General features: G+C 73.1%; 17 protein-coding genes and 1 tRNA gene. 5 read left to right on the top strand and 13 right to left on the bottom strand.

The annotated features are described in order from the left end of the window. Positions 1–73: 73 nt before the first annotated feature. Positions 74–727, top strand: coding sequence for a DUF4360 domain-containing protein (locus ACH34T_RS19675; protein ID WP_395993620.1), 654 nt, complete (start codon positions 74–76; stop codon positions 725–727). Between the two features lie 16 nt (positions 728–743). On the opposite strand, the gene ACH34T_RS19670 is transcribed toward ACH34T_RS19675, so the two are convergent. From ACH34T_RS19670 to ACH34T_RS19660, 3 genes are read right to left on the bottom strand one after another with little or no spacing between them, the layout of a single operon-like run. After that, positions 744–4,385, bottom strand: a complete 3,642-nt coding sequence (locus tag ACH34T_RS19670; protein ID WP_395993619.1) for a hypothetical protein — start codon at positions 4,383–4,385, stop codon at positions 744–746. 51 nt (positions 4,386–4,436) lie between these two features. Beyond that, positions 4,437–7,088, bottom strand: a complete 2,652-nt coding sequence (locus ACH34T_RS19665) for an NACHT domain-containing protein (RefSeq protein ID WP_395993618.1) — start codon at positions 7,086–7,088, stop codon at positions 4,437–4,439. Then, positions 7,085–7,738, bottom strand: a complete 654-nt coding sequence (locus ACH34T_RS19660) for a hypothetical protein (protein ID WP_395993617.1) — start codon at positions 7,736–7,738, stop codon at positions 7,085–7,087. The genes ACH34T_RS19665 and ACH34T_RS19660 overlap by 4 nt, the downstream gene beginning before the upstream one ends. Positions 7,739–8,057: 319 nt before the next feature. Here ACH34T_RS19660 and ACH34T_RS19655 point away from each other — a divergent pair, with 319 nt between their 5' ends. Further along, positions 8,058–9,437 carry an NB-ARC domain-containing protein gene (locus ACH34T_RS19655; protein ID WP_395993616.1) on the top strand — a complete coding sequence of 460 codons (1,380 nt, stop codon included), beginning with the start codon at positions 8,058–8,060 and terminating at the stop codon, positions 9,435–9,437. On the opposite strand, the gene ACH34T_RS19650 is transcribed toward ACH34T_RS19655, so the two are convergent. The 4 genes from ACH34T_RS19650 to ACH34T_RS19635 are packed head-to-tail and all read right to left on the bottom strand — an operon-like array spanning position 9,434 to position 12,659. Next, positions 9,434–10,417: a hypothetical protein gene (locus ACH34T_RS19650; RefSeq protein ID WP_395993615.1), complete on the bottom strand. Its 984-nt coding sequence runs from the start codon at positions 10,415–10,417 to the stop codon at positions 9,434–9,436. The two genes, ACH34T_RS19655 and ACH34T_RS19650, sit on opposite strands and share 4 nt — an antisense overlap. Further along, positions 10,389–10,970 carry a flavin reductase family protein gene (locus ACH34T_RS19645; protein WP_395993614.1) on the bottom strand — a complete coding sequence of 194 codons (582 nt, stop codon included), beginning with the start codon at positions 10,968–10,970 and terminating at the stop codon, positions 10,389–10,391. The genes ACH34T_RS19650 and ACH34T_RS19645 overlap by 29 nt, the downstream gene beginning before the upstream one ends. Continuing rightward, entirely contained in the window at positions 10,967–11,488 is a 522-nt protein-coding gene (locus ACH34T_RS19640; protein WP_395993613.1) for a hypothetical protein, read from the bottom strand. Before ACH34T_RS19640 ends, ACH34T_RS19645 begins: the two co-directional genes overlap by 4 nt. 34 nt (positions 11,489–11,522) lie before the next feature. Then, positions 11,523–12,659 (bottom strand): acyl-CoA dehydrogenase family protein, encoded by a 1,137-nt coding sequence (locus ACH34T_RS19635; protein WP_395993612.1) that lies wholly within the window; start codon positions 12,657–12,659, stop codon positions 11,523–11,525. A gap of 205 nt (positions 12,660–12,864) precedes the next feature. Between ACH34T_RS19635 and ACH34T_RS19630 the strand changes: the two genes are divergently transcribed. Beyond that, the gene (locus ACH34T_RS19630) at positions 12,865–13,968 is read left to right on the top strand and encodes an FkbM family methyltransferase (protein WP_395993611.1); all 1,104 of its coding nucleotides are present in this window, start codon (positions 12,865–12,867) and stop codon (positions 13,966–13,968) included. Positions 13,969–14,086: 118 nt separating this feature from the next. On the opposite strand, the gene ACH34T_RS19625 is transcribed toward ACH34T_RS19630, so the two are convergent. From ACH34T_RS19625 to ACH34T_RS19605, 5 genes are all read right to left on the bottom strand, one after another. Further along, the gene (locus tag ACH34T_RS19625) at positions 14,087–15,487 is read right to left on the bottom strand and encodes a pyridoxal phosphate-dependent decarboxylase family protein (RefSeq protein WP_395993610.1); all 1,401 of its coding nucleotides are present in this window, start codon (positions 15,485–15,487) and stop codon (positions 14,087–14,089) included. An 11-nt stretch (positions 15,488–15,498) separates the two neighbouring features. Next, positions 15,499–16,284, bottom strand: a complete 786-nt coding sequence (locus ACH34T_RS19620; RefSeq protein WP_395993609.1) for a tryptophan synthase subunit alpha — start codon at positions 16,282–16,284, stop codon at positions 15,499–15,501. Then, positions 16,281–17,237, bottom strand: a complete 957-nt coding sequence (locus ACH34T_RS19615) for a prenyltransferase/squalene oxidase repeat-containing protein (RefSeq protein ID WP_395993608.1) — start codon at positions 17,235–17,237, stop codon at positions 16,281–16,283. The genes ACH34T_RS19620 and ACH34T_RS19615 overlap by 4 nt, the downstream gene beginning before the upstream one ends. A 37-nt stretch (positions 17,238–17,274) precedes the next feature. Next, positions 17,275–18,453, bottom strand: coding sequence for a hypothetical protein (locus ACH34T_RS19610; RefSeq protein ID WP_395993607.1), 1,179 nt, complete (start codon positions 18,451–18,453; stop codon positions 17,275–17,277). 106 nt (positions 18,454–18,559) lie between these two features. Beyond that, positions 18,560–18,653, bottom strand: a tRNA-Cys gene (locus tag ACH34T_RS19605). A gap of 228 nt (positions 18,654–18,881) precedes the next feature. Here ACH34T_RS19605 and ACH34T_RS19600 point away from each other — a divergent pair. Beyond that, positions 18,882–19,877, top strand: a complete 996-nt coding sequence (locus ACH34T_RS19600; RefSeq protein WP_395993606.1) for a bifunctional lysylphosphatidylglycerol flippase/synthetase MprF — start codon at positions 18,882–18,884, stop codon at positions 19,875–19,877. Between the two features lie 120 nt (positions 19,878–19,997). Further along, on the top strand, positions 19,998–20,153 hold the full coding sequence (locus ACH34T_RS19595) for a hypothetical protein (RefSeq protein ID WP_395993605.1): 156 nt from the start codon (positions 19,998–20,000) through the stop codon (positions 20,151–20,153). A gap of 97 nt (positions 20,154–20,250) precedes the next feature. Here the strand turns inward: ACH34T_RS19595 and ACH34T_RS19590 are convergent, their stop codons facing one another. After that, a complete protein-coding gene (locus tag ACH34T_RS19590) occupies positions 20,251–22,110 on the bottom strand; it encodes a hypothetical protein (protein WP_395993604.1) in 1,860 nt (619 codons plus the stop codon). Positions 22,111–22,121 lie beyond the last annotated feature (11 nt).

The raw sequence follows: 22,121 nt of genomic DNA, 5'->3' as shown, positions 1-22,121 counted from the left end.
CGGTCAGCTAGTGGATTCGCGTTCATTGAAGGCGCGCCTGGGAAATCGAGATTTCCGGTGAAGAGGAATTCGCATGCGTAAGAGGATCGCCGTTTCCGCCGCGGGCGGCGCGGCGCTCGCCGTCCTGGCCGCGGGAGCCGCCGTCCCGGCCGCCGCGTCCGGGCCGCGGCCCGTCCGCGGGCCCGACGGCGTCGCCTTCGAGGTCGTGCGCAGCAACGGCGCGGGATGCCTCCCCGGCACCGCCGCCGTCGACCTGTCGGACGACGCGGAGTCCTTCACCGTCGACTACGGCGACCACACGGCCCAGGCAGGCGGTGCGTCGGAACCGGCCGACGCCCGCAGTCTCTGCCAGATCACCCTGAAGGCGCACCTCCCCGAGGGTTTCACCTACGCCATCTCGCAGACGGACTACCGTGCGCACGCGAACCTGCAATCCGGCGCGAAGGCCGTGTTGAAGGCCACCTACTTCTTCCAGGCCGGCTGGCCGCCCAAGATCACCACGCTCGATCTGGCCGGCCCCTACGACGAGAAATTCCAGATCACCGAGCGGATACCGGCGGACCAGATCGTGTGGAAACCGTGCGGCTCGGAGCGGGACCTCACCCTCCACTCCGACCTGCGGGTCGACAAGGGAACCTCCGACCCGGCAAAGGCCAGCTTCCTCTCCATGAACTCCGCCGGCGGCGGCAAGACGACCTACCACCTCGTGTGGAAGTTCTGCAATTGACCTCGCCCGGCGGCGGTCAGCGGCAGGCGTTCGGGAAGTCCTCGCGCGGCGCGTACCGCTCCCATTCGGCGCGGGTGAGGGAGCGGCCGGCGTTCGCGCAGGCCGTGGAGACGAGATCGGAGGGAAGGGTGACGTTCCACAGGCGCGCCGTCCCGTCCTGGCCGATCGACGCGACGGTCCTGCCGTCCGCGGCGTAGGCGATCTGGACGATGTTCCGCGTGTGGCCGGTGAGGGGCGTCCCGATCTGGCGCAGGGACCGCAGGTCCCACAGCCGGATGGTGTTGTCCATCGAGCCGGTCGCGAGGGTCCTGCCGTCGGGGCTGAACGCGAGCGCGGTGACGGCCTCGGTCTGGTCGGTGTGGGGGGCGGCGAGCAGGCGGCCGCGCGCCAGGTCCCACAGCTGGGCGCTGCTGTCGTCGGCCGTGACGGCGACGACCCGGCCGTCGGGGCTGAAGGCGATGTCGTTGACGAGGATGTCGGTCTTGAAGGGGAGCGGCCGCCCGACCTGGCGGCCGGTGGCCACGTCGAAGACCCGTGCGGTCCGGTCGTAGCCGGAGGCGACCAGGGTCTTCGCGTCCGGGCCGATCTCCATCGCGGTGATGACCTCGGTGAAGCCGGGCACGCGGAGCTTCGGGCGGATCTCGCGCCCGTCGCCCGTGGCGCGGAAGACGATCGCCTCGCCCTCCTGCACGGCGGCGAATCCGCCGTTGGGACTGACCGCGCCCACGCCCGCGCGATCCGCCTCCCGCATGACCGGGCCGCGCTGGCCCTGGGACGCGACGTCCCAGGTCCGCACGCCGTCGGGGTCGTTGGCGAACAGCGTCCGCCCGTCCGGACCGAACCAGAGCTGGGACGCGTACGGGTTGCGGCGCTTCTTCTGCTTCTCCGTGGGCCGCAGAGGCTCACCGATGGGCCGCTGGGAGGCGACGTCCCACAGCCGTGTCAGGGGGTCGTCCAGGGTGGGGCCGCCGGTCGCGAGGGTCCTGCCGTCGGGGCTCACCGCGAGCGCCGACTCCGCGCGGATGGTGGCGCCGGTCTGCTGGAAGGTCACCGGGTCGGCCAGGCGCACGATGCCGTCGCGGCTGGCCGCGGCGTAGAGCCTTCCCGTGGGGCTGAAGGCGACCTCCTCGACGGGATAGGCGTTCTCTATGAGGTACGGGCCCACGGGGCCGTGTCCCCGCGCGTCCCACAGCTGGGTGCGCCCGTTGCTGCTGCCGGTGACGATCCTCGTGCCGTCCGGGCTGTAGGCGATCGAGTTGATCAGGTTCGGCCGGTCCGTCCGCAGGGCGCCTGACTGCTTGCGGGTCGAGGTGTCCCAGATCCGCGCCGTCATGTCGTAGCCCACGGTGGCGAGGCTCCTCCCGTCCGGGCTGACGGCCAGGTCGGTCACGCCTTCGCGATGCCCCGCGAAGGTCCCGGTCGGCGCGCGCGTCCCGACGTCCCAGGATCGCGCGCGCCCGTCCCCGTGCCCGCTGAACAGGATCTTCCCGTCAGGGCTGAACTGCACCGTCTCGACGCCGATCCGATCGGCAAAGGAGTCGGCGGCCTTGCCCAAGAGCTCGCCGTCCGGACGGCGGGCGGCCGCGTTCCACAGCTGGACGGCCCCGTTGGAGAGACCGGTCGCGAGGAGGCGCCCGTCCGGGCTGAAGTCGACCGCGTTGACGATGCCCGCCGCCTCCACCGGGGCGGCATGGGGGCGGTGGGACGCCACGTCCCAGAAGGTGACCGTGTCCAGGCAGGCCACGGCCAGCGTCCGGCCGTCGGGGCTGAAGTCCAGGTCCTTCATCGTTGAGCAGGAGTCCCGCGGCGGGCCGAGGGGGGCGCCGAGCTGCGCGTGGGAGGCGGAGTCCCAGAACCGGACGGTGCGGTCGTCGCTCGCGGTGGCGATGGTCTTCCCGTCCGGGCTGAACGCCATGGTCCTGACGGCGTCGCCGTGCCCGGTGAGCTTCCCGCGCCCCGGCCGGGCGGCGCTGGCGATCAGCGCGTACCTGGCCTCGGGAGTCGGCGCGGACTCCCAGGCCGCCACGGCCAGCAGCGCCGACACGTCCGCGTCGCCCGCCGCGCCGCTCTGCACCGCCAGCTGCCGGGAGACGGCCAGCCTGCGCTGGTCGCCGGCGTTTCCGGCGGCCCGGACGGCGGCGGTGGCGGCGATGACGGCCAGCACCGTCAGGGCGGCCAGGGAGGCCGTGATCAGGCGGCGGCGCCGTCCGGCCTGGCGCGCGGACCGGGCGGACGCGGCCAGGAAGGCGGACACGGTGGGCCCCGGGGGCGGGAAGCTCGCGGGGTCGCGATCCCAGCGCGGCCGGCTGTCCTGGACGCTCAGCAGGCGGGCGCCCCGGTAGAGCATGTCGGGGTCGCGGTGGTGCCGCTGCCACGCCTCGGCGTCCGAGATCAGCCGGTCGTACACGTTCTGCGCCGTCAGGTCGGGCTCGATCCACTGGTGCAGCGTCGGCCACGCCGTGAGGAGCGCGTCGTGCGAGATCTCGGCGGCGTCCTCGTCCAGGGTCAGCAGCCGCCGGTCCGCGAACGCCGACAGCAGCGCGGTCACCCGGTCGCGCCGCTCCGCGGTGGCGGCGGACGCGGCGGCGTGCAGTTCGGCCAGCGTCGCGCGACGCCGCGCGAGCCGTCCCCCGGGGGTGATCAGGGTCATCCGGCGGAAGAGGCGGAGCGCGGTCTTGCGGTCGTCCGGCGACAGGTTCTCCAGCACCCCGTTGGCGGTGCGCCGGACGGCGTCCCTGACCCGGCCCGACTCCTCGTATCCCCGGATTGTCAGGCGGCCGTCCTCCCGCCTCTCCCAGGTGTTGCGCAGCGCCTGCGACAGGAGGGGCAGCGCCCCGACCTCGTACCGGCCGCCGGCCCGGTCGTGGCCGCGGTCGGCGGCGCGGTCGGCGTGCAGCTCGTCCAGGATCGTCTCGACCAGCCCGGGCTCGATCTCCAGACCGGCGACCCCGGCCGGACCGGTGATGGCCAGTCGGAGGTCGTCCGCCGCCATCGGCTCGACGATGACCTGGCCGTCCTGGATGGCGCGGGCGAACCGGGGGTAGGCGGCGCACCGGTCCCAGTAGTCGGCGCGAAGCCCGATGACGACTGCGGCGGCCGCGGGCCCCGTGGCCAGGACGTGCAGGGCCTCGACGTACGCCTGCCGCACCGCCTCGTCGGTGACGAGGGTGAACAGTTCCTCGAACTGGTCGACGACCAGGATGACGCGCCCGGCGCCCTCGAAGACCTGGCGGGGATCGTCCAGCAGGCGCGCGCGCGTCTCGCCGGGGTCGCCGCCGAACGCCTGCGTCCAGGCGGCGGACAGCGCGTGCCACGGGTCCGATCCGGGGGTGACGAGGAGGCGCGGCCACTTCTCGGAGCCCGCGACGGGCAGCGCGCCCTCCGCCAGCGCGGGTATCAGGCCCGCCTTGAGCAGGGACGACTTCCCGACGCCCGACGCGCCCGACACCAGCAGGATGGTCCCCCGCTCCCGCAGGCGCGGCGCCAGCCGGTCGAGCAGGTTCCGGGTCGCCCGGGTGCGCCCGAAGAACAGCTCGCTCCGGTCGGTCGCGAACGGCGCCAGGCCCTGGTAGGGGCATTCCGCGCCGCCGGGCAGCGGCCGGAAGGACCTGCCGGAGACCGCTTCCGCCGTTACGCGGTGACCTTCTCCCGGATTCATGCCGCCATTCTCACTGATCATTTTCCGTGCGCCGGGTGGGAATCGCGCCATTCACGCCGCCGTGACGGCGGGACCCTTCTCACCTGCGGCGCCGGTCTCCCGGGGCGGCGGGGCGAGGAAGTCCTGGAGTTCGTGGTGGCGGAACTGGTAGGTAGGGCCGCTGATGCGCAGGAGCTGCGCCTCCTGGGCCCAGTCGAGGAACGCCCACAGCTGCAGCGGCAGGCGGCCGCGGGCCGCGGCGACGGCCAGGCCGATCACGGCGCGGGTCCACGCGATCGCGCCGAACGCCACCCCGAAGGTCACGCCGCCGACCAGCGCGCAGGCCGCCGACACCAGCACGTCGCTGTTGATCAGGAACACCAGGAACGCCGCGACGCCGCCGGTGAGGCCGTAGGCCACGCCGAGCATCGGGTTGCGGTGCAGCGCCTCGCGCGGGTGGGCCAGCTCCGCGTCCTCGCTCCAGCCGCCCGCGGCGATCCTGAAGCCGACGCCGAGCGCGAAGGCCAGCACGAACAGCACGACGGCCACCGCGGCCATCGCCGGTGGGCCGACGTGGGCGAGCCGCAGCGGCGGCAGGCCCGTGAGGGCGCCGCACAGGCCGAAGCCCACCAGCGTGCCGGGCGCGGTACGGACCGTCTCGGACACCGTCATCCGCTCGGACCTGGGCCGCCCGGCGGCCGTCAACCCGATCACCGCGCCGAACACCCCCGCACCGGCCGCGCCGCCCGCGACGGCGAACGCGGGGCCGAAGATCTCGCCTCCCGTCACGACCAGCCCGGCCAGGCCGCCCGCCACGCCGACGGCACAGCCCGCCAGCGCGCCCACCAGGCTGCCGAGCAGGCGCGGCCCGTACCGGACGTTCGAGCGCCCGCCCGCCGCGGTGGGCCACGGCGCCAGCGACAGCGCGACCGCAAGGCACACCCACGCCGCCATGAGCACCAGGGAGAACGCCTCGCCCGGGGCCAGCCCGTCGGTCAGGTCGCCGGGACGGTCGACCGCCGATCCCGTCCAGAACGCCAGCATCGCGACCACCGCCAGGACCGCGCAGCACGAACCGTGCAGCACCCGGACCAGGCGCCGGCCGCCGATCGGCCACAGCAGATGGGGGACGAGGTCGATCCCGGTGAGCCCGGCGGGCGGCCGGTCGAGCGCGCCCGCCTGCGCGGCCTGGTGGCGCAGGTGCACCGCCAGGTGCGTGAGCCACGACCGCACCTGCTCGGGACGGTACCGGGTCCCGTGCGAGGTGCGCGGGGTCAGCTCCGTCGCCGCCGGGACGTAGGCGTCGATCAGCCGCCGGGTGATCCGCGCGGCCTCGGCCTCCGCGTCGCCTTCCGGGTCGGCGCGCAGCAGCTCCGCCGGGTCCGCGCCGGACTCGATCGCGGTCGCCGTCAGCTGCAGCCGCCACGGGGTGCCCAGCGCGGTCCGGACGGCCTCTCCCGAGGCGCCCGACAGGGCCGTCAGGACGGCGTCCCGGTGCGGGGCGCAGGGATGCCCGTCCACCCAGCGCGCGTGCAGGTACTCGGTGATCTGCCCGGTGCTCAGGTTGTGCAGGTGCAGCAGGGTGGCGTGCTCCAGGCTGACCCGGGCCCGCGCCAGCTCGGCGTACCGGTCGTCGCGGCAGGTCACCACGGCCGCGCCCGGACGCCGTCCGGACGGGTCGCTGTAGCGGTTCAGCTCGGCCAGCAGCTCGATCGCCTGCCGGGGCGGGCCAGCGGACGGGACGGGGTCCAGCTCGTCCAGGCCGTCCACCACCGGCAGGACTCGGCGGTCGCGGACGAGCCGGGCCGCGTCCTTGGCGGAGAGCCCGAAGTCCCGGGTCAGCTGTTCGGCCAGCCACGGCTCGAACCGGCGGCGCGACGACCAGCGGGCCGCGGCCAGGCGCACCGGCACCATGGCCGGGAGGCCGGGCCGCCCTCCGGCGGTGTGCGGCTCCAGCAGCTGCAGCACCAGCTCGATGGCCAGCACCGTCTTGCCGACGCCCGATCCGCCGACGACCATCAGGCGCCGCGGGCTGAGGCCGACGAAGAACCGGGCGATCGAGCGCAGGTCGTCGGCCGGCTCCTCGGCGGGTTTCTCCTCTGGATCGCCGCCCGCGTCCACGCCGAAGGTGACGGGCGCGATGCTGTAGCCGCCGAGCAGCCCCTTGCGCGCCCTGTCCTCCTCGCGGGCCACGCGCCGCGCCAGCAGCTCGACGGCGTGGTCCGGTTCTGCGCGCTCTGGCGCCGCGTGGCCTGGCTGTGCGTCGTCCGGGTGTGGACGGTCCGAATGTGAGCGGTCTGGCGCTGCGGGGTGCGGCACCGCGTGGTCTGGCGCGGGGTGGCTGGGGTGCGTGGCCTCTTCGGGTGGGGGAGCGGGGGCGGGTACCGGCTCGGTCAGGGACGTCCTCGCCGTCCGCCAGCGTTCCAGCTCACCGGGGATGCGCTCGGGCGGATGGCCGCAGTAGCGCAGGCAGGCCGTGACGAACGCCTCCACGAACTCCCACCGGGGCAGCCTGCCGGTCTGCCGCAGAACGTGCGAGACCGTGCTCTGGGGCAGCCTGTCGACGAGGTTCCCGTCCGGGGCCTCGGCCCGGCCGCCGAGCATCCGCAGCCTGCTTAACGACGGTTCGCCGGCCCAGAGCCGGAGCCTCGCCAGGGTCAGCACGAACTCGGTCACGGTCCCGGCCTCCGCGGGGTCGGGTGGGGCGGAGTGATCCGTGGTCATCGCTGCTCCGTTGTCGTCAGTGCCCATGCGAACGACGTCCTCGCGCGCCGTGACCGCCCGCCGACCGCGCAGGTGCCCTCCACCGTGTGGACGTGCCGCGACTCCATGAGGAAGTTGCGCGCCTCGTCCGCCTCGACCAGGTCCCGGCCGACCGCGATGGGGACGAACCCGTGCCGCGGGATGTAGACCCACCGGCCGCGGTCCCAGTCGTAGGGGTCGAACCAGTGGTGGCGGACCGTGCCGGACACCCGCACCTCGGCCCCGGAACGGGTCAGGACGAAGGACCCCTGCGAGCGCAGCAGGCTCATCCGGCTGACGTAGAACAGCTCCGTGCCGATGAACGCGTTGACGCGGGCGTCCCAGTGGTCGTGGAGCCAGGTCGAGTCGCCGTCGCCGATCTCCCCGGCGGCGCGCGCGAGCTGCCGCTCGAACCGGCGGTGGTTCTTCTCCTCGGCCTTCCTGATCGCCTTGAACGAGCGCAGCCAGCGCGGCGACATCGTCCTGGCGGCGCCGGCGCCGTCCATGAAGTGGGTCAGGAAGTCGGAGGCCATCGGATGGATTCCCCGGGCCTCGGCGGCGATCGAGCGGAACAGCTCGGCGAGCTCCCGGGACGGCTTGCCCGTCCGGCGCCGGAAGCCTCTCAGGAACATCGGTGCTCGTCACTCCACGAGGGTTCGGCCGCGCTGGAATGATCACCCACCGCGCGCCTGCGTTCGCTCATGCGGGAAGCCCCGGGCCGGACTCCGTCGCCCGCGGCCGTCGCCGTCCAGTCTCCCGCACGGGCGGCGTGGTCGTCGCGGATGGTGCGGTCGCCCTGGACGCCCGCGGGCCGTCCGATTCCGTGCGAATTCGTCCCAGTGGTGGTCTGAACAGCCCGGATACGGCTCCATGGAGGTGCAGATCGCGCAGCCGACGGGGGCGAAAAGATCAAATGCTGCAGCGTGACCATGTCATCAGGAGCGGGACGCGATGACCGGCGACGGTCGTTCCCGGCCCATCACCCTCCCGGGTGAGGCCGGGCAGGTCGCCGCCGTCGGATGCGGGCCGCCCGTGTCCCGGCCGGGGAGGGCCGGGCCGTACGGCGATGCCGAGCTGAACCTGGGGGTGCTCCTCCGCAGGTGGCGGGAGCGGGCGCTGCTCACACAGGAGCAGCTGGCCGAGCGGGCGAGGCTCAACGTCCGCACCGTCCGCCGGCTGGAGGCCAACGGGCTCCGGCAGGCTCGCACGACGTCGCTTCTGCTGCTGGCGGAGGCGCTGGGACTCGACACCGAGGAGCGGGAGACGCTGGTGGACGCGGCTCGTGGGCTGTCATCCCTCGGCGGATACGAGGATCCGGCCGGGGTCGGCGCGACGGGGGCCGCGCCGACCCCGATCGTCCCGCGGCAGCTTCCGGCGGACGTGGCCGCGTTCGTCGGCCGGGAGCGGGAACTGACGGCCCTGGACGGCCACCAGAGCGCGAACACGGTGACGGTCGACGCCATCGACGGGATGGCCGGATCCGGCAAGACCGTCCTGGCCGTCCATGCCGCGCACCGGCTGGCGTCCAGGTTCCCCGACGGGCAGCTCTTCCTGGACCTGCACGGCCACACCCCGGACGCGGCGCCGGTCCAGCCGGGGGCGGCGCTCGCCCGCGTGATCCGCGCGCTCGGCGTCCCCGAGGCGCACGTTCCGGGGCACATCGAAGACGGCTCGGCGCTGCTCCGCAGCGTCCTCGCCGACCGCAGGGTCCTGATCGTGCTGGACAACGCCGCCGACGAGGACCAGGGCCGGCCGCTGCTGCCCGCGAGCCCCGGCGGCCGGGTGATCGTCACCCGCCGGCGCCGGCTGGTCCGCCTGGACCACACCCGGACCCTGTCGCTGGACGTCCTGCCGGTGCGGGAGGCGGTCGCGCTGTTCGTCCGCATGGCGGGGCAGGACCGCGTGGCGGACACTCCGGCGGACGTCCTGCGCCGGACCGTGGAGCGGTGCGGGCTGCTCCCGCTCGCGGTCGGCCTCGCCGCGGCGCGGCTCAGGTCGCATCCCGCCTGGAGCGTCGGGCACCTGCTGGAGCGGCTGGACGACCGCGACCGCCGCCCGGCCGGGCCGCCGGCCGGGCGATCCGGCGTCGCCGCCGCGCTCGACCTGTCCTACCAGCGCCTCTCCGAGGACCAGCGGCGCGCGTACCGGGTGCTGGGCTCGCGCGGCGGCGAGTTCCGGCCCGACGAGGCCGCCGCCCTCCTGGACATGACACCGGAACAGGCTGGCCGCCTCCTGGACCAGCTACTGCGCGTCCACCTCCTGCAAGAGCACACCCCGGGCCTCTACCGGTTCCATGAGCTGGTGAGCGACCACGCCCGCCTCACGCTCTAGCGCGCGGTGGCGGTCAGGATCGCGGCGGCCTCGGGGAGGCCCATGTAGCGCAGGCGGGCCTCGGCCATCTCGTCCGTCCATCGTTCGGCGATGTCGTAGCGTTCGGTCGCGCCGGTCTCCAGCAGTTTCCGGCCGGGGAACACCTCGTAGCCGTCGAGCAGGCCGGCGTGCTCCCGCATGCCCTCCTGGAAGAGGTTCTCGCGGCGCAGCACGTACTTGAGGACGGGCACCTCGTCCCAGATCCCGCGGCCCTCGGTCACGATCTCCAGGGCCCGCGAGCGGTAGCCGGGGTCGCGGAGGAGGTGCTCGCGGACGATCGAGCTCCCGACGGTCAGGTGCCGGATCTCGTCGATCCCGGCTCCCCGGGCGATCTCGCCGGCCGCCGGGTCGAGCCGGTCCCACTTGCGCTCGCTCAGCTCCGCGGCGGGCGCCAGCACCCCCTCCACGACGATCGTGAACGCCGCCACGGCGCCGGCGAAGTCGCCCTCGTCGCGGACGGTGCGGACCACGAACTCCTCGATGGGCGCGAGCACCTCGGCGGTGTAGTCGGCGGACAGCTCCGCGACGGTCTCGTGCAGCCGCTCCGCGGGCACGCCGAGCTCGACGAGGTGATTGCGGAAGACCATCGCGTGCCTGGCCTCGTCGAGCACCTGCGTCGCGAAGAACTCCAGCTCCGGGACGCCAGGCGCCTCGACGACGAAGTACGACAGCGCCCGCGCCGCCCGGTCCTCGGCGACGGAACGCCAGCCCAGCTCCAGGATCAGCGCCTCGCGGAGGGGGCCGTCCTCGCGCATGAAGTCGGGCGTGGCGGCGGCGACGGCGTGGCCGGTCTCGGCGCGTCCGAGCAGGGTGCCCTGCGCCACGGCGGTCAGCCAGTACGCCAGGTCGCAGTCGCGGGTGGTCAGGGTCAGGTTCGTCGCGCCGTCGAGCAGGTCGGGCGCCCGGTCGAAGTCAGCCTCGCGCGGCACTGAACGCGTCATGCCGGTCTCCTCGTCGTTCGTCGCCGTTCTGGGGGTGGGTGGCCTCGCGCGGCAGGACGCGGAGCGTCCCGTCGTGCAGGCGCCCGGTGAAGTGCAGCAGCGGGCCGCCCTCGCCGTCGCGGGCGGTGACGACCTCGCCGATCAGGAGGTTGTGGTCGCCGGCGGGGACCGTCGCGGTGAGCTGGCAGCCGAGCGACGCGAGCGACCCGCCGATCCACGGCGCTCCGCTGAACGGGTCGGGCTCCCAGTCGAGGTGGTCGAACTGGGCCAGCCCGCGCGGACGGGTCGGGTCGGCGAACCAGCCGGCGAGCGCGGACTGCCGCGTGCACAGCACGTTCACCGCGAACCGGCGGGCCTCGCCGATGAGCCCGGAGAGACCGGACCCCTCGCGCAGGCACACGCCCACCAGCAGGGGGTCCCGCGAGATCGCGGCCACCGACGAGACGGTGGTGCCGTGGACGTCGTCGCCCTGCCACGCGGTCAGCACGGCCACGCCGGTCGCCAGGCGGCGGACCGCCCGGCGCAGCGCCACGTCCAGATCGGCGGCCGTCATTTGGCGGGCGCTCCGGCAGCGGGCGCCCCGGCGGCGGACGTGGGCGCCGCTTCGGTGGCCGGTTCGGTGGCCGGGCGTCCGGCGGAGAGCTCGTCGATCAGGCGGCCGTACCCGGGGGCCGCGTGCGGCTCGAAGGGCAGGCTGAACGGCTTGAGGAAGTTGCCCCAGATGCCGCGGTCACCCCAGATGTGCCAGGGGATCGCGAGCAGCGCCCACTCCCAGCCGATCGTCAGCCCCCAGGCCACGATGACGGCGCCCTGCGTGATCTGGCTGTGCAGGACGTTGTAGGCGACGTAGTAGTTCTTCGAGATCCGCCCGCCCGGGCTGCGCCGGAACGCGACCGCGCCGGGGAGGTACCCGAGGAGATCGATGTAGGCGAACAGGACGAGCGCCGGCAGCCAGCGGATCTCGCTCCAGTGCATGACGAGGAGCACGTTCACGGCGATCCAGGCGGCCACGTACTCGGCCCGGTGCAGCCGGAACGTCGCCGGGCTCTCGAAGGGGTTCTTCACGTCCATGGCCGGATTCCTCCCTGCCTTCGTTGACGGCCGGTCACGCCAGCCGCAGCGGACGGCCGGCGAAGTAGTCGACAAGGGCCTCCGCCATGGCGGTCCGCGACGGCGGGTGGTAGGCCAGCGGGCGGACGGCGGCGATCAGGTACGCGATGTCCGGCGACCGCATGAACGCGATGCCGCCGAGGAGCTCCGCCGCCATGTCCGCGGCCTCCCTGAGCGCCTGCTGGGCCGCGTACCTCGCCACCAGGACGGCCGACACGGCGGCGTCGCCTGCGAGGCCGTCGTCGAGGGCGCGGGCCGCGCCCTCGACCAGCGCGACGGCGGACTCCAGTTGCAGCGCCGCCTGCAATCGGTCGGTCACGCTGCCCCGTCCCCTGGTCAGCGCCTGCTCCACCAGGTTGCCCGCGGCGCCCACGTAGACGGAGGTCGCCAGCATCTCGAACCAGGCGAAGCCGGTGGTCTGGAGGTCGTCCAGGCGGTCCGGGGCGTCCGGCTCGGTCCGGATGACCATGTCCGCCGGGACGAACACGTCGGTGAGCCTGACCTCGTGGCTCTCCGCCCCGGCCAGCACGTCGCTCAGCCAGAACCGGTGCACCGAGATGCCCGGCGAGCCGGCCGGGACCAGCAGCAGGGCGAGCGTCTGGGCGCCGTCCGCGGGCAGCGCGACGCTGGCCGTGAGCAGGTCCATCGAGCGGGCCAGGCTGCACGGCTTCTTCCCGCCGTTGACCAGGTAGCCGCCCTCGGTGGCACGGGCGGTCGCCGCCGGGACGACGATGTTCGCCCCCGGCCTGCCCTCCGCCCACCCGGAGGCGACGATCAGGTCGGCCGGCGCGATGTCGGCCAGCAGGTCCAGCTGGGCCGGGGTCAGGCGTCCGGCGCGCTTGGCGAGCGAGAAGAGCGTCGCCGTCGTGTAGTGGTGCATCGTGGTGGCGGCGCCCAGCGAGGGCGAGTACGACGACATCGCCCGGACGACGCGCGACGCGGCGAGCGCGTCCACCCCCTGGCCGCCGAACTCCGCCGGCACGAGCAGCCCTGGCCCGCCGAACTTGCGGAACATGCCGAGTACCGGACCGCCCGGAGCCTCGCGCTCGGCCAGGGAGATGTCCGAGAGCGCGCCGCACAGGCCGGGGTGATGGCGCTCGCACACATCACGCGCCTCATCAAGGGAGCGCATCGAATCAGTCTCCGATCTGTTTATGTTCCTTCCCGAAATGATTGCAGCCCGTCCTGACATACGGCTGACGGCGTGAATTCACAACGCTTGCATATTCGGCGGCGGGGGGTGCGGGGGAGAGGGGTGTCAGTGAGATGTCAGTGCGGGATCTGCGTCGCCTGGCATCATTTGACGGACCGTCGAGAGGCAAGAGGTAAGGAGACCCATGTCCACCTCTGATGATTCTTCCGGGGTCGCGACCGAGATCGAGAGGACGCTGCGCCGTTATCCCGGCGTCGCGCGCGCCCGGGTTTTCCGCGATGCCGGCGGGGAGCTGGTGGCGCAGGTGCTTCCGTGGGGGACGCACGCCGTGACCGCCGACCAGGGGGTCCTCGCGGAGCTGGCGGCGGTGAACATGGCCGAGACGCGGTTCCTGCACGACGAGATCTTCGTGGACGAGGTCTATCTGCGCGGCGGAATCGTGCTCCGCGAGGACGCCGTGGTGTTCGACGTCGGCGCGAACATCGGCATGTTCAGCCTTTTCGTCGAGGCGCGCTGCCCGTCCGCGAAAGTGTACGCCTTCGAGCCGGTACCCGAGGTGCACGCCAAACTACAGGAGAACATCGCCGAACGCGGTCTCGGCACGCGGGCGTTCAATTTCGGGCTGTCCGACCGCGAGCACGACGTCTCGTTCTATTACTACCCGGATATCTCGATCATGTCGTGCCGCCACGACTACACGAACTGGGACAACGAGGTCGAGCTGATCAAGCGGTACGTCGCGAACGAGCGGCGGAACGGGCCGCCGGGACGCGCCGGGCACCTCGCCGAGGTCGAGGGCCTGGCGGCGAAGGACTTCGAGTTCGTCGAGTGCCGGTGCCTGCTCCGCCCCCTGTCGGCGGTGGTCGACGAGGTCGGCGTCCGCGCGATCGACCTGATCAAGATCGACGCCCAGCGCGCCGAGTACGACGTGCTCCAGGGGATCGAGGACCGCCACTGGCCGCTGATCCAGCAGATCAGCATGGAGGTCCACGACGAGGCCGGGTCGCCGACCGAGGGCCGGGTCGAGCAGGTCACCGCGCGGCTCGACGACCAGGGGTTCCGCGTCAGCGTGGAGGTCGAGGAGATGCTCCGCGGCACCGGGCGCTACGCGGTCTACGCCGTCCGGCCGGGCTACGACCGGGACCCGCGCCCGGTGGCGGCGGCGCGCTCGGTCGACCCCGGATCCGTCGCGGGCTGGCTTTCCGGCCGCCTGCCGGCCGACCGCCTCCCGGACCGGGTGGTCGTCGTCGACGAGCTTTCCCGTCCGCTTCAGGGGCACGCCTCCTGACCCCCTGAGGCCGAGGGCCCTGCCGCGTTCGATCCCGCGCGGCAGGGCCCTCATCTATGTGAAGCACCGGATCCGCCCCCGCGCCGCCGGTCGACGCCCGGCGGATCCGGCGCGTTGATCAGCGGCCGGTGGTCCCGGTCGACGCGCTGGACGCGCTCGGCGCGTTCAGCGGTGAGGCGATCGACGCGATCACCTCGTCGACCAGCTGCTTGGTGGTCTCCGGGTGGACGAAGCAGAGCCGGGCCGCGGGCTCGCCGTCCCAGTCCGTCGGCAGGACGTAGGCGACCTGGTCGGCGAGGAGCCGGTCCGACCACCGCTTGTAGTCGTCCCAGCCCCACCCGTCCCGCCGGAAGAGGACCACGGAGAGCTCGGGCTCGCGGACCAGCGTGAGGCCGTCGGTCCCGGTGACGCGGTCGGCCGCGTAGCGGGCCATGGTCAGCGTGTTCTCGACGGCGTCGCGGTAGGCGTCCGTCCCGTGGACCGCGAGCCCGAACCACAGGGGCAGGCCGCGGGCCCGGCGGGTCAGGTGGTGGGCGTAGTCGCTCGGGTTCCACACGCCCGCGGCGTCGTCGTGGATGGCGTCCAGGTAGGACGCCCGCTGGGTGTGCACCGCCTTCGCCGCCGGCGGGTCCCGGTAGAGCAGCGCCGCGCAGTCGAACGGCGAGAAGAGCCACTTGTGCGGGTCGACGACGAGGGAGTCCGCCCGCTCGACGCCGTCGAAGAGGTCGCGGACGGTGGGCGCCAGCAGACCGGCGCCGCCGTAGGCCGCGTCGACGTGGAGCCACAGCCCCCGCTCGCGGGCCGCCTCGGCGGCGCCGGCGAGATCGTCGACCAGCCCGCCGTTGGTGGTGCCGGCGGTCGCGACCACCGCGACGACGTCGTCCCGGTCCGGGTCGCGGGCCAGCGCGTCCCGCAGCGCGGCGCCCGTCAGGCGGTGGTCGCGCGCGGGCACTGGCAGCGGGTCCATGCCCAGGACGTGCAGGGCCTTCCCGATCGAGCTGTGGGCGTCGGCCGTGACCGCCGCCTTCGGCCGCTCGATCCGGCCGCCGCGACGGCGCACGCCGATGTCGCGCGCGACGAGGAGGGCCGACAGGTTGCCGCTGGAACCCCCGGACACGAAGCATCCGCCCGCGCCGGCGGGCAGCCCGGCGGCGTCGGCCAGCACGCGCAGCGCCTGGTTCTCGGCCGCGACGGGTCCGGCGGCCTCCAGCCACGAGATCCCGTGCAGCGTGAACGAGGAGACCAGCAGGTCGAACAGCATCGACGTCTTCGACGGCACGCACGACACGAACGCCATGAACCGCGGGGTGTCGCACGCGAGGATCGCCGGGGCCACGTCGCGGAGGAACGCCGACAGGACCGTCTCGGGATCGTGGCCGGACGGCCCGATGAGCCCGTCCAGCCGCTCGGCGAGCCGGTCCCTGTCGCCGCCGGTCTTCAGCGGGACCTCGTCCAGGCTGAGCTGCCGCAGGCACTCGTCGAGGACGCGCCGCGCAAGCCTGTGGTCCAGGTCGTGCATGGAGCCGCCGTTCACGCGTCCCTCGCCGCCGTGACGATCTCCGAGAGCCAGCCGGCGAACGCTGGCACACCCTCGTCCAGCCTGGCGAGGGCGGCGGAGCCGATGACGACCCCGTCGCAGGCCTCGCCCGCGCGCAGTTCCTCGACGTCCGCGGCCCGGCTGATGCCGAACGCGGCGCAGACCGGCAGGTCAGGACGGACGGCGCGGATCTCCGCCCGCTTCCGCCGGAGGTCGGCGGGGGAGGCGGCCCTCGTCCCGGTCTCCGGCCCCATGGCCGCGTACACGAAACCGCCGCCGAGGGTGAGGAGGCGCCGGTCGGAGTCCGACAGGCCGGCCGCGGTGGCGTCCACGGCGGGGATCACGACCGCGCCGTCCTCGGCGGCGGCACGGGCGTAAGGCGCGAGGTCCGGCGGGTCGCTCTCGAACAGGTACCCGGAGACGCCGGTGCGGAGGGGGAGCGGCGCCGTCCATGCGGCGCGCTCCGGCGACGGCCAGGCGGACTCGTAGACGACGGCCACCCGCACGGGGGCGCGCAGCAGCCACTCCGCCGCCTCGGCCTCGGCGTAGGGCTCGGCCTTCCCCAGCGCCCGCGCGATCATCGGGCCGGTTCTGGGGGACCATCGCGGGTCCGCCATCGCCGGGAACTCGATGAAGTCGACGCCGTGGCCGAGGCAGAGGTCCAGCGCCGTCAGGCTCGTGGCCCAGTCGGGGAAGCCCGGCACGAGGTACATCCCGACGGCGAGCCCGCCCCGTTTCGTGTGCCCGCCGATGGCGTCCGACAGCCGCGACGGGTTCATCGTCCGGCTCCGTCGGCGGCCGCGCCCGCGTCGGCGGCCGCGCCTGCGTCGGCGGCCGCGCCTGCGTCGGCGGTCGTGGCGCCGCCGGTGGCCGCGAGCCTGGTCAGGACGCGCAGCGCGCAGTACGACTCCCACAGCGTGGCGTCCTCGTGCGCGCCGAAACCGCCGCCGGGCCTGGCCAGGGCGCTCACCGCGGGCGCGAGCCGGTCCGTCCAGACGGCGGCGTCCAGGACCTCGCCCGCGCGGAAGCCCCAGTAGGTGGCGGCGAGCGACGGGGCGTCGTCCTCCGCGGTGAGCGTCGCGAGGCCGGACGGGGTGGCGAACCGCGACCTGAGCCAGGCGGCGGTCGCGCGGCTGGCGGACGCCCCGAGCGGTTCGCCCAGGAGGGACAGGCTGCACACGGCGCAGTAGGTGTGCTCGGTGTCGGGCGGCCCGCCCGGCGCTCCCGCGTAGCCCCCGTCGCCGGTCCGGCAGCTCCGGACGAAGCCGATGAGCGAGCGCGACACCTCGGGGCCGAGCAGGCCGAGCGCGTCGAGCTGTTCGAGCGCGCGCAGGACGTAGAACATCTCGTCGATGTCGACCGTGGCGGGCAGGCCGGGCGTCGCGACCTCGCCGGCGAACCAGCGGGGGAGCGGGCCCGGGACCTCGCCCCGCCTGCCGGTGAGCACGAGAGCGCGCACCGCGTAGTAGCCCGCGGCACGGGACGGCTCCGAACCGGCCGCCGTCATCGCGAACGTGCCGCCCGCCCGGCGGCACTCGCCGACGAACGGGGCGGGCGTCACCGGCTCGCCCGACAGCAGCGCGGTGATCTCGGCGGCCCACCGCAGCGCCTCCATGGTCGGCTCGTCCTCGTGGGCCTCCAGGTAGGCGCCGGGGCCCCGGCGGCGGGAGGCCAGGAAGCGCAGCGTCGCACCGGCCGGAAGCAGCAGGGAAGAACTGGCCGGAAGTGTCATCGGGAAATGCTCCTCACGTTGTCGCGGAGGGACGGAATCAGCCGCTCACCGTGCCGAACACGTGACTCTGCGGCGGGATCTCAAGGAAGTCGAGGCCGGCCAGGGCGCCGGGCGCCGGAAGGCTCTTGGGCGTCGGCTCGTCGAAGAGGAAGTCGCTTCGCAGCCCGCTGCGATGCCCGGACAGTTCGTACGACCGGAACAGCAGCCGCACCTGATCGTGGACGTCCGTCAGCCGTTCGGCGTCGAGAAAAGTGCTCGCCTTCGCCAGGCTCGCCATCTCGCTGAGCACGGCGATCGAGACGGTGAAACTGACGAGATCGCTCGGCTCCACCATGGACGGGTCGTCCGCGCGATATCGGTAGGGCTTCGGCAATGCCTCCAGCAGGTCGCCCGCCTGGATGACGAAGTCGGCCGCCCGGTCCATCGTCTCCGGGCTCGCGATCATGTCCCGGGACATCACGTAGTTCACATAGCCGAACAGCCGGGGATTCCTGCTGTAGAAGAAAAGTGTGGCCGCGCCTTGCTGATGCGCGTTCTCGCCGAGGGCTCCGCGGCGCCGCTGGAGCTCACTGATGCACGTCCCGTAGCACCCTGAGTCGATCAGGGCGATGGCGGGTTGCCCGAGGATCGAGTTCGCCGTCACGGCGTCCGGGCTCGTGTGCCTCGACACGTGCGCCAGATGCAGGTGGAGGCCCTGTTCCAGAGCGGTCGCCGCGACGTAGAACGGCAGCGCGTCGCGGGCCAGGAAGACCAGCGTCTCGATCGAGTTCTGCCGGCACCAGCGCAGCGCCCAGTCCGTGAAGCCGAGCCAGACGGGCGTCCACGGCTTGACGAGGCCGAGGAACCGCTCGGCAGTGCCGCTCAGCCACGCCTGGAGGTCGTCGTCCATGCCGAACGTCCGGTCGCACACCTGGTCGACCTGGTCCTCGGAGAGGTCCTTCGCGGCCAGCATCGCGTCCCTGAACCGCGCGCCGGCCTCCTCGACGGACGGCGCGGCGGCGTCACCCGGCCGCGCGGCCAGCCATTTCTCCAGGCAGTAGCCGACGACCGCGCGCGTGTAGTCCGCGGTGTACCGGTACTCGGTGGGCTTGGGCAGGTCCCGCAGCAGGGTCGTGAGCCACTGGTGGACGCCGGACACCGGGATCGAGACCTCGCCTCCCCACCCGGGCCGGCCGGCCGCCGGGGGCACGGCTTCGTCTGCGGTCGCGTCACCCACGGGTCCTCCTAGAAGGCACCCACGGGCGCCCGGCGGAATTGTCGAACACGATTGACGAACACAAAGCGACGAGCGGAAGCGGCGTGAAAGCCTCTTCTGCCCGTCCTGGCGGAGAGGGCAGGATTCGAACCTGCGCAGGCGCCGGACGACGCCTTCCCGGCTTGCGCCGGGCCCCATTAGGCCACTTTGGGAACCTCTCCTGGCATTACCGTTCTTTGTCGCTGAAACCATCATGCCGGACGCCCCTGATCCGCGGCTGACTCTCTGCTGACCTTTTCTCGCGCTTGATATCCGCGCACCCGTATGCAATAAATGGACCGAGTATCGAGCCGTTTCCGTACTGCGCCATGAACGCACTCTGGGGGTGCTCCACGACCGCGGCGGAAAAGGCCGTCGCAGAAAAGGCCGTGGCAGAAATGGAGCACACGATGACCGAGACGCTCGCGATGCCGGACATCGCCCTGGACGCCATCCGGCGATATCCCGGCGCCGACAATCCAAGCTCGTTCCTCGCGGTCAACGCGGGCAACCGCTACCTGCGCCTGCCGGACGCGCCCGGCGTGATCGTCTACCGCCCCACCGGGCGCTACCTGGTGCAGTTCGGCGGCCCGTTCGCGCCCGCCGGGGCGCGGGCCCGGCTGTTGCGCGCCTTCGTCGACCTGGCCGCGGAACAGCGCCGGGAGATCGTCGCCGTCCAGCTCCAGGCGGCCGACGCCGCCGAGTACCTGGACGAGGGCTTCGTCGTCAACCAGATAGGCGGGTCGTACGCGCTGCGGCTGGACACGTTCAGCCTGCGCGGGACGGCGTTCATGCAGCTGCGCAACAAGATCGCGCGAGCCGTGCGGAGCGGGCTGACGATCACCGAGGCGCCGCTCGACGCCTGGCACGACGAGATGAGGCGGCTCGACGCGGCCTGGCTGGGCGCCAAGGGCGGCGCCAGGCCGCTGGAGTTCCTCGTCGGCGAGTACGGCGGGCCGTACCAGCACCTGCGCCGGCTCTTCGTCGGCGTGCGCGGCGACCGGCTGACCGGCTACATCTCGTACTCCCCGGTCTACGGCTCACGCCCCGGGTGGATGCACGACCTCAGCCGCCGCCTGCCGGACTCTCCGCCCGGGGTGATGGAGGCGATCAACAAGGCGGCCATCGAGCAATTCCAGGCCGAGGGGGTGGAGTGGCTCCACTTCGGCTACACGCCCTTTTCCGGCCTCTCGCCCGAGTACGAGTTCCCCGGTCACAGCCGCGCCTTCCAGTGGTTCACGAAGGAGCTCTGGACCAACGGCGGGCACATCTACCCGGCGCAGACCCAGTACGCCTACAAGGAGAAGTGGAAGCAGGACGTCGTCCTGCCCGAATACATCGCCTTCCAGGGCGAAGCCAGCATCCCGGCCCTGGTGCACGTCTTCCGGGCGTGCAACGCCGTCTGAGCCGCCACGACGGGACCCCACCCGCAACGGCGGGCGGGACCCCCACCCGCAACGGCGGGACCCCACCCGCAACGGCGGGACCCCACCCGCAACGGCGGGACCGACCCGAGAGGAGATGCCATGGCGGAGGAACCCGATGAGATCGCCGCGGCCGGAGCCAAGGTCGTCGAGATGCTCGGCGCCTGCGCGGCGGCCCCCGACGACGTGGAGGTCGGCGAGGCCGCCGACAAGGCCCTGATGGAACTCGAACGCCTCCTGACGTCGGGCGGCCCCTGACGGCGGTGCGCCGAGAACGGAACGGCCATCGCCCGTCCTGCCGGCAGGACGGGCGATGGCCGTTCCGTTTCCGGTGCGGCTTCTCCTCGTGCGGCGGCTAACGGGCGGTCGTCGCGCTCAGGAGGTCGGAGTTCCCGAAGTTCGGCGGGCAGTCCGCCCGCGGCCACGGCGCCGGGGTCAGTATCTTGTCCGCTTCGAGGGACCCCTGCCGCCACGAGTCGATGACCGGGCAGCCGGCCGTGCGGGACACGTCGGTCCACGCGCCGGCCCCGTAGCGGCGGGTGGCGATGGCGGAGACGAAGTAGCCGAGGAACTCGGGGTAGTTCCAGACGGCGAAACTGGTGCCCCGCGCGTCGCCGGTGCGGCCGATGTACTCGTTCTTCCAGCCGGCCGGTCTGCCGTGCCGGCCGATCCCCGCCGACCGCAGGACGCCCCGCAACAGCCGCGGATCGGCCGTCGTCTCGCTGAACGGCGTGGTGAAGGCGTTGTACGTCAGGTACATGCGGGACGCGTCGGGCGCGATGGCGACGGCGCTGTACAGGACCCGGTCGCCGGGCAGCGACACCTTCGCCGGAGCGGACCACGTCCTGCCCCTGTCCCGCGAATGCGACAGGAGGGCCGCCTCCCTGCCCCGGCCGAACCGGCCGTCGGCCCAGGTGAGGACCATGTCGTCCGTGGCGTCGCGGCCGGTGGGAGCGCCGTTGGCGATGCTGACGCTGGGTCCGGGCTCGTTCGCGGTCCCCGCCGGTCCTTCCTCGGTGCAGCGGTCGCCGATCCGGTCGACGTGGTAGCAGCCGGTGTTCGTCCGCATGAAGTCGACGGGCTTCGTCCACGTGTCGCCGCCGTCGTACGACTTCATGACGCTGATCGCCGCTTTCGGCTCGAACGACGGGAACGCACCTGTGAAGTGGGTGAAGAACGTGTAGACCACGCCGCGGCTGTCCGTGCGGACCGTGCACGCCATCCGGTAGCCCTCGGCGGCCGAGTTGACCGGAGGGGCGACGTCGTGGTTCGACCACGTCTGCCCGCCGTCCTTTGACACTCCCACCAAAACCCGGAGGGGGCCGACGTTGCCCGGGACGGTGGGGGCGTACTGGAAGTCGTGGTAGCACGCGTACACGTTCCCGAAGTGCCTGCTGCTGGCGGCGTTGTCCGCCCAGATCTGGTCCTCGGCCGGCAGGACGACGGAGGGCGTGCGCTCCGGCACGATCACCGGTGCCGACCAGTTCGACTGATCGGCCGCGCGGGCCCGCGTCGGATTGTCGATATGCGAGACCATGATGGCCCTGGTGCCGTCGAGACGGCCCGGATCGAGCGGCGTGTGCGTCAGGTTCGACGCGATCGTGGACACATAGAGCCGCGAGCCGTTCGCCCAGGAGAATTTGCCGTTCCGGAGCACCGGGCCGAAAGCCACGGATGGGCCGCCGCGGGTCCGCTTGCCATTCTCGTGGTAGTTGGGAATCGTGTGGATCGGCCCCGGCTTGGCCGTGCACGGCTCCGCCGCCGGGTCGCATCCGGCCGCGGTCAGGCCCTGATAGGTGGGCTGGGTCCAGTTGCGGCCGCTGTCGTGTGAGAAGTAGATCCCGCTGAACCCCACGCCGCGGTTGGTCGCCCCGCCGAACTGGGCGTTGGCCGGGAGGGCGCACGCCGCCCCGTTGATCGCGGCCTCCTTCGAGCACGGCTGCATGTCCACCAGGTCCTCCGCGACCGCCGCCACGATGTTCGGGTTGACCGGGTCGACCGCCATCGTCGGCCCGACCTGCGCGTTCCGCGGGAACTCCCCGGCCGGGCCTGGCATGTTCACCAGGGCGGCCGTGGCCCTGGACGGCCCCGCCGCGGACGTGTCCGGCGCCACCGCGTCCGCGGCGCCGGACACCGGCGGCCCCGTCGCCAGGGCGGCCACCATGCCGCCTGCCGCGGCCAATGCCACGAGCCCTCGTATCCTGCGCACTCTCATCGGCTCCTCCT

The sequence above is a fragment of the Actinomadura sp. 9N215 genome (assembly GCF_044326345.1).
Taxonomy (GTDB): Bacteria; Actinomycetota; Actinomycetes; order Streptosporangiales; family Streptosporangiaceae; genus Spirillospora.
This window is presented reverse-complemented; position numbering and strand designations above follow the sequence as displayed.